The following is a 15,138-nucleotide window of genomic DNA, read 5'->3' as shown; positions in this document are numbered from 1 at the left end:
GCCGCGCGCGAGGCGCTGGAGCGCTCGTACGAGGGCTTCTCGCCCGCGGTCACGGCGCTGATGGGGGCCCGCGAGCGCTTCCCCGGCATCCTGGCGCCGCTCGCGGACTTCGTGCGCGCCACCACCGCCGAGGCCGAGACCGCCGCCGCCGTGGAGTCGTTCCTGGGCACGCTCCTGCAGGCCGTCGTCGTACGGGACCTGGATGCCGCCCGCCTGGTGCGCCGCTGGTTCCGCGACGAGTGGAAGGGCGGGGGAACGCTCCTCCTCCTCCCGCTCGACGCGCCCGGCGTCCGCGACGCGCTCCCCGCCGCGCACTCGCTAGGCGTCACCGGCACGGGCGAGGGGCACGGGTGGGTGGAGGTCTTCCTGGAGGGCCTCGTGTTCGTAACGGGGGAGGACGCGCTGGAAGGCTTCGGCGGCGCCCGCGTCGACTCGCTGGGCGACACGGTCGATGCGCGCGGCGTGATCCGCCTCGGCCAGCCGCTCTCCGGCGAAGGAATCCTGGCCCGCCGCGAGGCGCTCGCCCGCCTCCGCGACGAGCTTGCCGACGCCGAGGTGGCGCACGACCACCTGGTCCGCGAGCGCGACTCCCTCGTCAATCAGCTCGGCGAGGCGGAGGAGCGCGCACGCGAGGCGGAGGAGATGCGGCGGGTCACCGAAGCCGAGCTGCGCCGCCTGGATGCCGAGGCCGCCGCGCATGGACATCGCCGCGGCCGGCTGGAGCTGGAGCGCGAGGAGGTGCACGCCGCCATCGTTGCCACGCAGCGCGACACCCTCGAAGCCACCGCCCGCATCGCCGCGCTGGACGAGCGCCTGGGCCAGCTCGCCCGCGCCGCCTCCGATGCGGGCGCCGAGGCCCTGCGCGCCGGCGCCGGTCTGGCCGAGCTGGACGCGGGCTGGGAAGATGCGCGCGACGAGGAGTCCGAGCTGCGCGTCGCGCTGGCGCGCGCGGAGGGCGAGCTGCGCGAGACGGAGCGCGCGCTCGCCGCCGCCCGCAACGGCGCCGAGGCCGCCCTTCGCCGCGGCGCCACCCTCGAAGCCGAGGCCACCGAGCTGCGCCGCTCGCTCGAAGGGCTGGCCGGGGTGCGCGACCGCGCGGGCGACGAGGTGGAGATTCTCTTCCGCGAGCGCGACGAGCAGGCCGCCTCCCTCGCCAACCTGGACGCCCGCCTCGCCGAGCTCGAGTCCGAAGCCGTCGCGGCCGAGGAAGCGGTCCGGGTCGCCCGCCGCCGCGAGGCCGATGCCGGGGAGGAGCGCCACCGCCGCCAGCTGGAGCGCGCCGAGCTGGAGGGCCGCCTCCTGCGCGCCCGCGAGCGGCTGGAGGTGGAGTGGGGTCGCCCGTGGGACGTCCTCGCCGCCGCCGCGCGGCCGGTCGAAGAAGGTGACGCGGATGCGTGGCGGGCGGAGGTCAAGGAGGTCGCGGAGCAGGTGAGCGCGCTGGGCCCCATCAACATGCTCGCCGTGCAGGAGCACGAGGAGGAGGACCGCCGGCTTCAGTTTCTCATCGAGCAGCGCACCGACCTCACCACCGCGCGCGACGACCTGGCGAACGCCATCCGCCAGATCAACCGCACCGCGCGCGAGGTGTTCATGGCGACCTTTGGCACGGTGCGCGCGAACTTCCACCGCACCTTTCAGTCGCTCTTCCAGGGCGGCGAGTGCGACGTGTGGCTCACCGATCCCGACGATCCGCTGGAGTCGCCTATCGAGATCCACGCCTCGCCGCGCGGCAAGAAGACGCAGCGAATCCACCTCCTCTCCGGCGGCGAGCGCACGCTGACCGCGCTCTCGCTCCTCTTCGCCATCTACCTTGTGAAGCCGTCCCCCTTCTGCCTCTTCGACGAGGTGGACGCGCCGCTGGACGAGTCCAACGTCGGCCGGTTCATCCAGCTGCTGGACGACTTCAAGGAGCAGACGCAGTTCATCGTCATCACCCACAACCCGCGCACCATGGAGTCCGCGGACTGGATCTATGGCGTAACGATGGAGGAGCCCGGGGTGTCGTCGGTGGTCGGGGTGGAGCTGCAGGGGGCGTGGGAGTACGGGGAGCGGAAGACGGCGTAGGTGGGTGAACGGGGCGGGCGGTGGTGCGCGGGCGGGCACGGGCAGCCACGTGGGGCGGCCCCCACGGGTTTCGGTGCAAGGTGCGGGCGTCGAGGTGGCGGCGAGGGTGGGCAGACACGCAGGTCTGCCCCTACGGCATCGGTTTGCAACGCGGGCGGCGGGGCGCGGTCGGGCACGGGCGCGATGAATCGCGCCCCTACGAGGTCTGTGCGAGGGGCAGGGAGTTCTCCCCCTCACCCGCCCTGCGCCCCCGCAGGCGGGGGAGGGGGCCAGTTGCCCCAACCCCGATTCCGCTGTAAAATCAAGGGCTTACAGCCCGCACCGGCTCCCGTCCCCCACCCGGAATGTCGTCGGAAGACACCCCGCTGATGATGCAGTGGCGCGAGGTCAAGGCGCGCCACCCCGATGCGTTCGTGTTTTTCCGCGTCGGCGACTTCTACGAGCTGTTCAACGAGGACGCGGTGGAGGGCTCCAGCCTGCTGGGGCTCACGCTCACTTCGCGGAACAACGGCGGGTCGAAGGCGCCGCTGGCGGGGATCCCCGCGCACTCGCTGGAGAACTACCTGCGCAAGCTGGTGGGGCTCGGCCGGCGCGCGGCCATCTGCGACCAGGTGGAGGACCCCGCCCTCGCCAAGGGCCTCGTCCGCCGCGAGGTCACCGAGATGGTGACGCCCGGCGCCGTCTTCAGCGACGCCCTGCTCGATGCCCGCCGCAACAACTACCTGGCGGCGATCTCGGGCGACCCGGCGGGGGAGGGGAGCGTCGCGCTGGCGCTGGCGGACCTGTCGACGGGGGAGATGACGGTGCGGGCGGTGGCGTGGGAGGAGCTTGCGGACGTGCTGGGCGCCGCCCGGCCCGCGGAGCTCCTCCTTCCGCGTTCGTGGGAGCTCTTTCCCGGCACCCCGCCCGCCGAGGCGACGCGCACCTTTCGCGGCGACTGGCTGTTCGAGCCGGGGACAGCGCGGGAGGAGCTCCAGCGCCACTTTCGCGTCGCCAACCTGAGCGGCTTCGGTTTCGAGGCGGCGGACGGGCCGCTGGTGGGGGCGGTGGGGGCGCTGGTGGCGTACCTCAACGAGGTGCAGCCGGCCGGCTTCGGCGCGCTGCGGCCGCCGCGGGTGGAGCGCCCCGGGCACGCCATGCCGCTGGACGAGATGACGCGCCGCAACCTGGAGCTGGTGGAGACGCTGCGCGGCGGCGGCGCGGAGGGGACGCTGCTGGGGGTGATGGACGAGGCGCTCACGCCCATGGGCGGCCGCCTCCTGCGCCGCTGGCTCCTGGCCCCGCTGCTGGACGGCGACCGTATCAACGCCCGCCTGGACGCCGTCGAGGAGCTGTTCGGCGACGACGGGGTGCGGCGCGACGCCCGCGCGGCGCTGGCCGAGATCCGCGACCTGGAGCGGCTGGGCGTCAAGGTGGGCACCGGGCGCGTGAACCCGCGCGAGATGCTGGCGCTCGCCGCGTCGCTCGGGCGCCTGCCTCCGTTGCGCGCGGCGCTGGCGGACCGCAAGGCGGCGCTGCTGCGGGAGCACCTGGAGGCCATCGAGCCGATGGACGACGTGCGCGAGCTGGTGGCGCTCGCCGTCGATCCCGAGGCGCCGGTGGCGACGGCGGAGGGCGGGGTGATCCGCGCCGGCTTCAACGCCGAGCTGGACGAGCTGCGCTCGGTGCGCGACGGCGCGGTGGACTGGATCGCCCGGCTGCAGGCGCGCGAGCGGGAGCGGACGGGGATCGCGTCGCTCAAGGTGGGCTTCAACCGCGTCTTCGGGTACTACCTGGAGATCACGCGCACCCACGCCGACCGCGTCCCTTCCGACTACCACCGCAAGCAGACGCTGGCGAATGCGGAGCGGTACTACACGCCCGAGCTCAAGGAGTGGGAGGAGAAGGTGCTGGGCGCGGAGGAGCGCATCGCGGCACTGGAGACGCGCCTCTTCGCCGAGCTGCGCGCGTCCGTCGCGCGGGAGCTGCCGCGCATCCAGCGGGTGGCGGAGCGAGTCGCCGCCGTGGACGTGCTCGCCGCGCTGGCCGAGGCCGCCTGCCGCCGCGACTTCTGCCGCCCGGACGTCGACGACGGGTTCGCGCTGGAGATCCGCGGCGGGCGCCATCCGGTGGTGGAGACGATGATGCCGCGCGAGGAGTTCATCCCCAACGACCTGAGCCTCGACTCGGAGCGGCGGGTGATGATCCTGACGGGACCCAACATGGCGGGGAAGAGCACCGTCCTGCGCCAGGTCGGGCTCATCGTGCTCCTGGCGCAGATCGGGTCGTTCGTGCCGGCGCGGACGGCGCGCGTCGGGATCGTCGACCGCATCTTCACGCGCGTGGGCGCGTCGGACAACCTGGTGCGCGGGCAGAGCACCTTCATGGTGGAGATGAACGAGACGGCGGCGATCCTGCACGGCGCCACCGCCCGCTCCCTGGTGCTGCTGGACGAGATCGGCCGCGGCACCTCCACCTGGGACGGGCTGAGCGTCGCCACGGCGACGACCGAGCACCTGCACGACGTGACCGGCGCCAAGACGGTGTTCGCGACGCACTACCACGAGCTCACCCGGCTGGCGGAGCGGCTCGGCGGCGTCGTCAACTTCTCCGTCGCCGTGCGCGAGGTGGGGGAGGACATCGTCTTCCTGCGCCGCCTGATCGCGGGAGGCGCGGACCGCTCGTACGGCGTGGAGGTCGCGCGATTGGCCGGCCTTCCGGGCACGGTGGTGGAGCGCGCCCGTGAGATCCTGCGCGAGCTGGAGGCGCAGGCCGAGCCCGCCCCGCCCAGCAACGGACGCGCGCAGCTTCCGGCGCAGCTCGCCCTGTTCGAGCCCGATCCGCACCCCGCCGTCGCGCGGCTGCGGCGGGTGGACGTGAACCAGGTGACCCCGATGCAGGCGCTCGCGCTCCTCGCCGAGCTGGCGGAGACTGCGCGCTCATGACGCGCCTCCTCGCGCTCGTGCTGCTGCTGGCCGCCTGCGACGCGCGGCAGGAGGCGATGACGGCGCCGCGTCCCATCGAGCCGCTCCGGAACGCGGTGGGGAAGGAGGGCTCGCCCTTCCAGTACCCTGAAGAGCTGTGGGAGGCGCAGGTCGAGGGCGAGACGCTGCTGCGCCTCTACATCACCGCCCAGGGCGCCGTGGACAGCGTGCGCGTGGAGCGCACCAGCGGCTACGAGGCGTTCGACGCGGCCGCGCTGGCCGGGAGCCGTTCTCTCAAGTTCGAGCCCGCCCGGCGTGGCGAAGAGCCGGTGGGCGCGTGGTTCATACTTCCCGTGAAGTTCGATTCGGGTGCCGCCGCCGATTCGGCGCGCGACCCATCCCCCAAGTCCGTGGTCCCATGACCGATTTCGCCGAGCAGCTCCTGGCCCGCCCGCGCCACACGCGCCCCTACGCCAACATCGTGGAGGCGGTGGGGTGGACTCCGCTGATCCGCCTCAACCAGGTGACGGCGGGGATCCGCACCCCGGTGTACGGCAAGGCGGAGTTCATGAACCCCGGCGGCAGCGTCAAGGACCGCGTGGGGCCCGCCATCATCGAGGCGGCCGAGCGCGCGGGGGAGCTGCGCCCCGGCGGCACCGTGGTTGAGGGCACCAGCGGCAACACCGGCGTGGGGCTGGCGCTGGCGGCCGCCATCAAGGGGTACCGCTGCATCTTCACCATCCCGGACAAGATGAGCCAGGAGAAGGTGCGCCTGCTCAAGGCGTTCGGCGCCGAGGTGATCGTGACGCCGACCGCGGTGGCGCCGGACCACCCGGACAACTACGTGATGATGGCGAAGCGGATCGCCCAGGAGACCCCCAACGCCATTCTCGCCAACCAGTTCTACAACCAGGCCAACCCCGCGGCGCACTACGCCACCACCGCGCCCGAGATTTGGGAGCAGACGGAGGGGCGCATCACCCACTTCGTCTCCGCGGCGGGCACCGGCGGCACGCTGACGGGCGTCGGGCGCTTCCTCAAGGAGCGCAACCCGGAGGTGCGCGTCATCGGCGGCGACCCGGTGGGCTCCATCCTGGCGGGCTACGCGGCGACGGGGACGAAGCCGGAGGCGGCGCCGTACAAGGTGGAAGGGATCGGGCAGGACAAGATCCCCGGCACGCTGGACATGAGCGTGGTGGACGAGTGGCGCTACGTCGAGGACCGCGCGTCGCTGGGGATGGCGCGCCGCCTGACGCGCGAGGAGGGGCTGTTCGTCGGCGGCTCGGCGGGGCTGATCTGCCAGGTGGCGCTGGACGTGGCGCGCGAGATCGACGACCCGGACGCCTGCGTCGTCTTCATCCTGTGCGACACCGGCGAGCGCTACCTCTCCAAGATCTACAACGACGAGTGGATGCGGGAGAACCGGATGCTGGAGCCGTCGCGCGTGACGGCTCGCGACATGGTCGGCGGCAAGGGCGACAACGCGCCGGCGCAGCTGATCGCCGTGTCGCCGGAGACGCCGGTGAGGCAGGCGCTGGGGTTCATCACGCAGCACAACATCTCGCAGCTCCCCGTGGTGAGCGAGGGCGACTGCGTGGGGCACCTCTCCGAGGCCACGCTGATGTCGCGCGTGCTGGAGAACACGGCCACGCTGGACAAGTCCGTGCAGCACCTGATGGACGCGCCGCTGCCGGTGGTGGACGCGCACGTGGACCTGCCGGGAATCACCCGGCTGCTGAACCGGCAGAACCCGGCCGTGCTGGTGCGCCACGACGGGCGGCTGGCGGGGATCATCACCCGTTACGACGTCCTTCGCTACGTGACCGACGGCCGGTGAAGGCCGCCGGGGCAAGCCCTTCCAACTCTTGAGAAAGGTGGACGGAAGTCTTGCCCGGCGTGGCAAACACGTTACATTCACCGCTACCCGGCGCGTCCGGGCGCGGCTAGTGTAATGCGCGCCCCGGGCAGGTGCCCGGGTCGTGGCTGGAAACTCTCAATCTCCCCCGAGAAAACATGATCAAACGCTGTTCGCAGACGGCAGCCGCGCTCCTATGCGCGATGCTGCTGGCGTTCGGCTGGACGGGAGGCGCGCAGGCACAGGGCGTCACCACGTCCGCCGTGTCGGGCCGCGTCACCAACGCCGCGGGCGCGCCGGTCGCCGGCGCGCGCGTGCTGGTGACCAGCGGCTCCACCGGCGCCCAGAGCCGCGTGGTGACGCGCGAAGACGGGCGCTACCTGGTCACCGGCCTCCAGCCGGGAAGCGGCTACCGCGTGGAAGTGAGCGGCCTGGGCCTGGCGCCGCAGACGCGCACCGGGGTGACGCTGACGCTCAGCCAGACCCTGCGCCTGGACTTCAGCCTCGCCGCGCAGGCGATCGCCATCGAAGGGATCACCGCGCGCGCCGAGCGCTCGGGCGCCACCTTCTCGCGCACGCGCACGGGTCCGGCCACCACGGTGCGGGACAGCGCCCTCCAGCGCCTCCCCACCATCAGCCGCGACCTCTCGGACTTCACGCGCCTGGTGCCGCAGATCGCCACGTCGGGCGGCGGCAGCAACGCGGCGGGGCGCAACTCGCGCTTCAACAACATCCAGATCGACGGCGCCGTCAACAACGACCTGTTCGGCCTTTCGGCCAGCGGCACGCCGGGCGGCTCGGCGGGCACGCGCCCCATCACCATGGAGGCGATCCAGGAGCTCCAGGTGGTGCTGGCGCCGTTCGACGTGCGGCAGGGCGGCTTCACGGGCGCGGGGATCAACGCGGTCACCAAGAGCGGCACCAACCGCTTCTCGGGGAGCGCGTCGTTCTTCACCCGCGACCAGGAGCTCGTGGGGCGCTACCGCTTCCGGCAGGCCGACTCGATCGCGCTGTCGCCGGAGTACAGCAACTTCAACGAGACCAACTTCGGCGCCTCGCTGGGCGGGCCGATCATCCGCAACAAGGTGCACTTCTTCGTGGCCGGCGAGCGCACGGACCGCGAGTCGCCCACGGGCTTCGTGGCCGGGCAGCAGTCGTCGATCAGCGACCCGCTGGCCACCCGCATCTCGCAGATCCTGACGACGCAGTACGGCTACGATCCGGGCACGGTGGGCGAGGTCAAGCTAGGCCGTGAGAGCACCAACATCTTCGGCCGCCTGGACTTCAACCTGTCGCCCAACCAGCGCCTGACCATCCGCAACAACTACGTGGATGCGTTCGACGACAACCTGGCGCGGCGCAACGACCTGTACCAGCTGGGGAACACGCTGTACAAGTTCGACAGCAAGACGAACTCCACCGTGGCGCAGCTGAACAGCACCTTCGGCTCGAACCTGTCCAACGAGCTCCGCGTCAACCGCACCACCATCCGCGAGCGCCGCAACCCGGGGACGGTTCAGCTTCCCTTCGTGCGCGTGGGCGCGGGCGGCACCAACTTCGTGGTGGCGGGTCCGGAGAACAGCTCGGTGGCCAACGCGCTGAACCAGGACCTCATCGAGGTCACGAACGACCTGACGCTCTCGGCGGGGGCCCACCGCATCACGCTGGGCACGCACAACGAGTTCTTCGAGTTCAGCAACCTGTTCGCGCAGAACATCTACGGCAACTACCGCTTCGCGGACACCACGGCGCTCAAGGCCGGGACGCCGAACCAGTACTCCTACACCTTTTTGAACCCGGCCAACCCGAACGCGCGTGAGCGGGCGGAGTTCAAGGTGCGGCAGCTTTCCGCCTACCTGCAGGACCAGTGGGAGGCGCAGGACAACCTGACGATCACCGCCGGGCTGCGCCTGGACCGGACGAGCTTCCCTGACAAGCCGGCGCAGAACGACTCGGTCGCCAAGTACTACCAGCGCAACACCGGCACCGTGGGCGGCGAGGACATGCAGTTCTCCCCGCGCCTCGGCTTCAACTGGGACCTCACCGGTGACCAGGTGACGCAGGTGCGCGGCGGCGTGGGCCTGTTCAGCGGCCGTACGCCGTACGTGTGGGTGTCGAACGCCTTCGGCAACACGGGGCTGGACTACGTCCGCTTCACGTGCAACACGCCCAGCGTGCCGGCGTTCGTCACGGACCCGACCAAGCAGCCCACCGCGTGCACCGGGGCGACCAGCTTCACGCCCAACGAGATCAACACGCTCTCGCCGAACTTCAAGCTGCCGCAGGTGTTCCGCGCCTCGTTCGGCGTCGACCGCCGCCTGCCGCGCGACTTCGTGGTGACGTTCGAGGGGCTCTTCAACCAGTCGCTCAGCGACCCGGTGTACCGCAACCTGGCGATCCGCACGGACTCGCTTACGGGCCCGGTCGCCACGGGCGGCTACGTGGAGGGTCGTCCGCGCTTCTCGCGGCGCTACCCGAACGGCTCGTTCCCGGCGACCAGCGGCCTGGCCCGCCTGGGCGAGGTGTACGAGGTCTACAACACGGACGAGAACTACACGTACAGCCTCACGGGGCAGCTACAGAAGACGTTCTCCCGCACGCTGGACGTGCGGCTGGCGTACACGTACACGGATTCGAAGGACGTGAACCCGCTGCGCTCCAGCACGGCGTCTTCGAACTTCGTGTTCAACCTGGCGGACGCCAATCCGAACGACCCGAACCTGCGGCCGTCGGACTGGCTGGTGAAGCACCGCATCCTCGCGAGCGGCACCTACAGCGCCAACTTCATCCGCCGCGCGCCCACCGAGATCTCCTTCATCTACGAAGGCGAGAGCGGCCGGCCGTACTCGTACCGGTACGACGGCGACGTGAACAACGACAACGCCACCAGCAACGACCTGATCTACATCCCGCGCAGCATCGGCGAGGTCCGCTTCCAGGCCGCGTCGGCCACGCAGCCGCTCACGCCGGAGCAGTCGTGGGCGAACCTGAACGCCTTCATCAACCGCGTGGAGTGCCTGCGCGAGTCGCGCGGCAAGGTGCTGCAGCGGAACGCCTGCAACCAGCCGTGGAGCAACCGCTTCGACGTCCGGCTGGCGCAGACCGTTCCCTCGGTGGGCAAGCAGAACGTGCAGCTCACGCTGGACGTGCTGAACTTCGGCAACCTGCTCAACCGTAGCTGGGGCTTCAACGAGAGCGTCGCCAACCAGAGCGATCCGCTCCTGCGCGTCACCAACAACACGCCGAACGCCAACGGCCGTGTTGAGCTCGCGCCGTTCGCGGCCGGGCGCCAGGTGTTCCAGCCGAGCAACCTCGGCTCGCGCTACCAGATCCAGCTCGGCGCGCGCTACCTCTTCTAAGTCCCCCCGGGACGGAGATGGACTGCGCAAAGAGGAGCGGGGCGGCCTGAGAGCCGCCCCGCTCTTCTTTGGTACCCTTGCGCCCGCCGCCGCCGCGGGCTACAACCGTGCGCGCCGGCCGCGCGGCCGGGCACGCCTGGACTCCACTTCGCACGGCAGATGAAACCGTTCCTGATCGGGATCGCCGGGGGCACCGGCTCGGGGAAGACCACCGTGGCGCGCCGCATCTACCAGTCGCTGCACCTGGACTCGGCGGTGTTCATCGACCACGACGCCTACTACCGCGACCTCGCCCACATGACGGTGGAGGAGCGGCAGCGGATGAACTTCGACCACCCCGACTCGCTGGACAACGACCTGCTGATCGGGCAGCTGGAGCGGCTGCTGGCGGGGGAGGCGGTGGAGAAGCCCGTCTACGACTTCACCCGCCACACCCGCGCCGCCGAGACGGTGAGGATCGCGCCGCGCCACGTGATCCTGGTGGACGGCATCCTCCTCTTTGCCGACGCGCGCCTGCGGGACATGTTCGACCTCAAGATCTTCGTGGACACGGAGGCGGACGTGCGCTTCATCCGCCGCCTGCGCCGCGACATCCAGACGCGCGGGCGCTCGCTGGACGCGGTGATCGACCAGTACCTGAACACCGTTCGTCCCATGCACTTCGAGTTCGTGGAGCCCACCAAGCGCTACGCGGACGTCATCCTTCCGCGCGGCGGGCAGAACACCGCCGGCATCGAGGTGATCGCGGCTCGGATTCGGGAGCGGCTGGCGGAGAAGGCGAGGGCGGAGGCGGGGGAGGGGTGAGGGGTGGGGGCGGTTGAAACCGGTGAGGCCGGCGGTTGAAACCGCTGCAACAACGGCGGGAAACCTGCCTTCGCAGGTTGTGGGGGTGGGATCGGTGCCCGATTGACAGGTTGTGGCGCCGGGTCACCGGGGGCTAAAGCCCCCGGCTGGAACTACGGGAAGGCGGCTGAAGCCGGCTCGTGCAACCGGCATCCGACTCGGAGTCCGCGAAGGCGGACTTTGTGCTGTTGTTGCAGCGAGTTCACTCGCCCGGCTGCACTGGTCGCGCATTCGGCTTGACCGGCCCGGCGCGGTTCCGGTATACTCACAACGAAACCCTGTTACGAACCCCCGCGATTCCGGAGGAGCACACCGAGCGCGATCCACGGACCGAATGAGGTGCTGATGCTGCGTGCACCCCCGGTTCTGCTCCTGCTCCTGGCGCTCTTCGGGCTGGGGCTCCCCCCCGCGCTATGGGGGCAGGACCCCGACGAAAGAGCCCCGGTGGTGCCGTCCAAGGGCTACCGGCTGGAGCAGAACTACCCCAATCCGCCGAACCCGGATACATACATCCCGTTTTACCTGGAGGAAGGCCTGTTCAAGGATGGCGAGCCCCGGGTCGTCACCATCCGAATCGTAAACATGTTTCGTCAGCTGATCGCCATCCCCAAGGCGGTCGGCCATCCCCGCGGCCGGGACGTGCGCGTGCAGGGGCTCCGCTACACGGAGCCGGGCCGCAAGGTGGCCTACTGGGATGGCCGGGACCTGAACGGAAGGCGCGCCCCCTCGGGGCTCTACTACTGCGAGCTGGTGGTGGGCGACCGGCGCGAGCCGGACCTGATCCGCATCATCGTCGCCAATCCCGCGAAGCGCTCGCGCTTCATACCCCCCATCTTCCGAAGACAGTGAAGCCGGCCGCGGATCTAGATCCCGGCCGGCTTCACGTTTTACAGCGGGTGCGTTAGTGCGTGAGTGCGTTAGTGCGTTTGGATCCAGCGCACTCACGCACTAACGCACTCACGCACTTCTTTTCAATCGATCAGATACAGAAACCGCCCGCAGCTCTGGCACGAGCGCACTTCCTCGTTCCGGTCCGCGTCGGAGGCGAGGGCGGTGGGGATCTGGACGAAGCAGCCGTAGCAGGTGCCCCGGATGACCGGGACCACCACGCGGGTCTGCTTGCCCGCCATCCGGCGGTAGCGCCCGCGGACCTCGGGGGCCAGCGCCTCCTCCATCTCCGCGATCTTTTCGTCCAGGATGGTGAGCGCTACGTCCGTGCTCAGCCCGAAGACGGCTTCCTGCACGTCGCGGGACGAGCTCTCCCCCAGCTCGCGGCGCTGCGTCTTCAGGTCCTGGATCTCCAGCAATGCTTCCAACTGGGGGTGCATACGTGGGACTCTCCGCGCCTCAGACGCCCTTCTCCTGAAGGAGCGCGAGGAATTCCAAAGGATTAGTGAGCTGGTCGAGCCGGGTGGACACGTCCGGCTCCTTGGAGAACTGCGCGATCTTGCCCAGTACGGGCAGGTACTGGTTGGACACCTCCAGCGGCGGCGCCACGATCATGAAGAAGTAGCGCGCCGGCTGCTCGTCGATGGCCTTGAAGTCCACCCCCGATGTCTTGCGGCCGAACGCCACGCGCAGCCGGTTCACCACCAGCGAGCGGCAGTGGGGGATGGCGATCCCCCTGCCGATTCCGGTGGAGCCCAGGTTTTCCCTGCGCTTCAGCATCTTGAAGAGGATCCCCTGCGACTTCTCGTCGACTTTGAGCAGGGCGATGAGCTCCTTGAGGATCTCATCCTTGCTCTCGCCTTTGAGGTCGAGCTGGATCGCGTCTTCGTTGAAGAATTCGCGAAGTTCCATATCTGCAATTCCCGGTGATTTACACGAGTCGGCTTTCAGGGTCCGGTCAAGGACGCCGGAATGTAAGCGCCCCGCCCATGCCTGTCAAAACCAACAACTTATCCCATTCGATGCCCATACGAGCGAAGGCACGGAGAGAAACATCCTCTCCATGCCTCCGTTCCGCGCTTCTCCGCCCCAGTCGCGTCAGCGCATCGCGTCGGGGTCCATCCCGTTGCGGCGGCACCACTCCGCGTAGGCAAAGGGCGAGATCTCGGACGGCTTGATCTCGCTGCGCCCGCCCCAGAAGACGTTGGTGTAGCCGACGGGGATGCCCGCCTCTTCCAGGTGCTGGTCGATGGCGGCCTTGTGGGCGAGCACCATCTCCTTCTCGGTGCCGTGCGCCACGCCCATGATGTTGACGCCACCGAACTCCGGCCCGCCCTCGCGCCAGTAGGCGTGCGTCATCACGAAGTGGCGGCCCACCTCGCGCCCCGCGTCCAGCTCCCGCCCCTGGGGAACGCGCCAGTGGAAGAGGGCGTTGTAGCGCGTCACCCGCTCGCCCGAGGCGTTGGGCTTGTAGTGCTCCAGAAAGGTGGAGAAGCGGCCGATCACTCCGCGCCGGTTGAGGTCCCGGGCGATCTGGAGGAACTCTTCCAGCGGCACGCCCGCCTCCTCGGCCCGCGCGGTCCACGGGTGGTCGGTGATCTCCTCGGTGGCGAACTCGCGCTTGAGGGCTTCGAGGATGCGCCACTCGAGGTCCGACAGCTCCACGATGTTGGTGTCCAGCACCTGGCCGGGCTCCTCGGAGCGGGCGCCGGGCTCCAGGCCGCGCCTGCGCACGTGGCCCACGCCCAGCGCGAACAGCTTGTGCGCCGGCAGGAGCTTGTAGGCGAGGGCGCCGGTGCGCTCCATCAGGAAGCGCGCGTGCTTGTCCATCGAAAAGCCCTGCGGCACCTTGAGCGTCGTCCACAGCCGGTACTTCGAGCCCTGCGTCTCGCGGTCGGTGGAGCGGATGACGACGTGGCCGGAGAACGGGTCCTCGCGGAACATGTACTCGAAGGCGTCGTCCAGCCGCTCGGGCGGCACCTGCCACGCCACCAGCGCGCCGGGGGCCAGGTTGGTGGCCATCAGCGTCTGCCGCACGCGGCGGATGGTGCCCGACGCGAGCATCGCGCGGATGCGCTCCAGCACCGTCTCCAGATCCACCTCGGCGAGGCGGGCGATCTCCTGGAACGGCTCGTCCTGGAAGCCCTGCACCCGGTCCTCGGAGACGGCCAGGATGCGGGCGTTGACGGGATCGGTGGTCTCCACCGGCACGGTGGTGGTATCGCTCATGGTCTGCTGGCCTCGTGTGGTTGCGCCGCTCACCCTTCTCCCGCGGCGGATGCCCCGGAGGCGGTTCCCTGGCTGCGGAGCGTTACCTTGTACACCTCGGGCGGTGCGTTGGGCTTCACCCGCACCGACTTGGCGGGGATGCCCACGTTGACGTGGTAGGGCCGCACGTCCTTGGTGGCCACCGCCATCGCGCCCACCATCGCGTTCTCCCCCACGTGCGTCCCGGCCAGCACCGTGGCGTGGTAGGTGATGCGCACCCCGTCTCCCAGCACCGTCTGCAGGTTGCTGACGTCGCGCTGGTCCACGATGGAGTGCGTGTGGGAGTAGATGTTGGCGTAGTCGGAGATCGACACGCCGTTCCCCAGCACGATTCCGCCGCGGTCGTCGAGCAGGACGTTGCGGTGCACCACCACGTCGTCGCCCACCTCCAGGTTGTAGCCGTACGAGAACTCGACGAAGTGGAAGCACTTGAAGTTCTTCCCCACGCGCTTGAAGAGGTACGGCGCGAGCGCCCGGCGGAAGTGCACGCCCAGGTGCACGTTTCCGCCCATGGGGCTGCGGTCGAACATCTGCCACATCCACAGCAGCGGCTTGCGCTCGTAGAAGCGCTCCACGTCGATCTCGGCGTAGTACTCCGGCTCCAGGGTGACGTTGCGCGCGTCCATCTGCGCCAGCGACGCCTGCACGGCGAGCGGGAGGTTGCGCGGGTCCACGCCGGCCATTCCTGGATACCAGAGCGCGGTCAGCGTCTGGCGGCACAGCTCCCAGCGGTCGTCGCCGCGGGCGAGCGCCTCCTGCAGCTCCCCGAGCCACCGGTCGTACAGCGCGGTCGCATCGGCGGCCGGTTGCAGGTTGCGCAGCGGATATATGGGCATGGGCGGGGCCTTCGCGGGTGTGCGTTTGGTTGGTGCGTCCAGGGCGGAAAGGTAGAGCGGCGGCGGGCGGGGAGTCAAACGCGGGACGGCGCGGAGGGCATCGGTGCGGGCCGCATACGACG

11 protein-coding genes are annotated in these 15,138 nt (G+C 70.1%); 7 read left to right on the top strand and 4 right to left on the bottom strand.

What is annotated here, in order from left to right:
- The 7 genes from VF647_05720 to VF647_05690 all read left to right on the top strand — a co-directional run.
- Window positions 1-2,064: AAA family ATPase (locus tag VF647_05720; protein HEX8451571.1), on the top strand; the 2,064-nt coding region annotated here is incomplete at its 5' end.
- 344 nt (window positions 2,065-2,408) lie between these two features.
- Complete coding sequence (gene mutS / locus VF647_05715; protein HEX8451570.1) at window positions 2,409-4,988, top strand: DNA mismatch repair protein MutS; 2,580 nt, start codon at window positions 2,409-2,411, stop codon at window positions 4,986-4,988.
- Entirely contained in the window at window positions 4,985-5,389 is a 405-nt protein-coding gene (locus VF647_05710; GenBank protein ID HEX8451569.1) for an energy transducer TonB, read from the top strand. The genes mutS and VF647_05710 overlap by 4 nt, the downstream gene beginning before the upstream one ends.
- Entirely contained in the window at window positions 5,386-6,804 is a 1,419-nt protein-coding gene (locus VF647_05705) for a pyridoxal-phosphate dependent enzyme (GenBank protein ID HEX8451568.1), read from the top strand. Before VF647_05710 ends, VF647_05705 begins: the two co-directional genes overlap by 4 nt.
- 176 nt (window positions 6,805-6,980) lie before the next feature.
- On the top strand, window positions 6,981-10,181 hold the full coding sequence (locus tag VF647_05700; GenBank protein HEX8451567.1) for a TonB-dependent receptor: 3,201 nt from the start codon (window positions 6,981-6,983) through the stop codon (window positions 10,179-10,181).
- A gap of 159 nt (window positions 10,182-10,340) precedes the next feature.
- A complete protein-coding gene (gene udk / locus VF647_05695) occupies window positions 10,341-10,985 on the top strand; it encodes a uridine kinase (protein HEX8451566.1) in 645 nt (214 codons plus the stop codon).
- Window positions 10,986-11,369: 384 nt separating this feature from the next.
- Window positions 11,370-11,873: a hypothetical protein gene (locus tag VF647_05690; GenBank protein ID HEX8451565.1), complete on the top strand. Its 504-nt coding sequence runs from the start codon at window positions 11,370-11,372 to the stop codon at window positions 11,871-11,873.
- Window positions 11,874-11,995: 122 nt separating this feature from the next.
- Here VF647_05690 and VF647_05685 read toward each other — a convergent pair whose 3' ends face one another.
- From VF647_05685 to VF647_05670, 4 genes are all read right to left on the bottom strand, one after another.
- The gene (locus VF647_05685; GenBank protein ID HEX8451564.1) at window positions 11,996-12,352 is read right to left on the bottom strand and encodes a C4-type zinc ribbon domain-containing protein; all 357 of its coding nucleotides are present in this window, start codon (window positions 12,350-12,352) and stop codon (window positions 11,996-11,998) included.
- Between the two features lie 19 nt (window positions 12,353-12,371).
- A complete protein-coding gene (locus tag VF647_05680; protein HEX8451563.1) occupies window positions 12,372-12,824 on the bottom strand; it encodes a PTS sugar transporter subunit IIA in 453 nt (150 codons plus the stop codon).
- A gap of 186 nt (window positions 12,825-13,010) precedes the next feature.
- On the bottom strand, window positions 13,011-14,141 hold the full coding sequence (locus VF647_05675) for a hypothetical protein (GenBank protein ID HEX8451562.1): 1,131 nt from the start codon (window positions 14,139-14,141) through the stop codon (window positions 13,011-13,013).
- A gap of 29 nt (window positions 14,142-14,170) precedes the next feature.
- Window positions 14,171-15,016: an acyltransferase gene (locus VF647_05670; protein ID HEX8451561.1), complete on the bottom strand. Its 846-nt coding sequence runs from the start codon at window positions 15,014-15,016 to the stop codon at window positions 14,171-14,173.
- Window positions 15,017-15,138 lie beyond the last annotated feature (122 nt).

Origin of the sequence: Longimicrobium sp. (genome assembly GCA_036387335.1) — a bacterium.
Classification (GTDB): Bacteria; Gemmatimonadota; Gemmatimonadetes; order Longimicrobiales; family Longimicrobiaceae; genus Longimicrobium.
This window is presented reverse-complemented; position numbering and strand designations above follow the sequence as displayed.

Bases quoted from the DNA above. Each gene is read 5' to 3' on its own strand.
- mutS (HEX8451570.1), top strand. From the start codon at position 2,409: ATGTCGTCGGAAGACACCCCGCTGATGATGCAGTGGCGCGAGGTCAAG.
- VF647_05710 (HEX8451569.1), top strand. From the start codon at position 4,985: ATGACGCGCCTCCTCGCGCTCGTGCTGCTGCTGGCCGCCTGCGACGCG.
- VF647_05705 (HEX8451568.1), top strand. From the start codon at position 5,386: ATGACCGATTTCGCCGAGCAGCTCCTGGCCCGCCCGCGCCACACGCGC.
- VF647_05700 (HEX8451567.1), top strand. From the start codon at position 6,981: ATGATCAAACGCTGTTCGCAGACGGCAGCCGCGCTCCTATGCGCGATG.
- udk (HEX8451566.1), top strand. From the start codon at position 10,341: ATGAAACCGTTCCTGATCGGGATCGCCGGGGGCACCGGCTCGGGGAAG.
- VF647_05690 (HEX8451565.1), top strand. From the start codon at position 11,370: ATGCTGCGTGCACCCCCGGTTCTGCTCCTGCTCCTGGCGCTCTTCGGG.
- VF647_05685 (HEX8451564.1), bottom strand. From the start codon at position 12,352: ATGCACCCCCAGTTGGAAGCATTGCTGGAGATCCAGGACCTGAAGACG.
- VF647_05680 (HEX8451563.1), bottom strand. From the start codon at position 12,824: ATGGAACTTCGCGAATTCTTCAACGAAGACGCGATCCAGCTCGACCTC.
- VF647_05675 (HEX8451562.1), bottom strand. From the start codon at position 14,141: ATGAGCGATACCACCACCGTGCCGGTGGAGACCACCGATCCCGTCAAC.
- VF647_05670 (HEX8451561.1), bottom strand. From the start codon at position 15,016: ATGCCCATATATCCGCTGCGCAACCTGCAACCGGCCGCCGATGCGACC.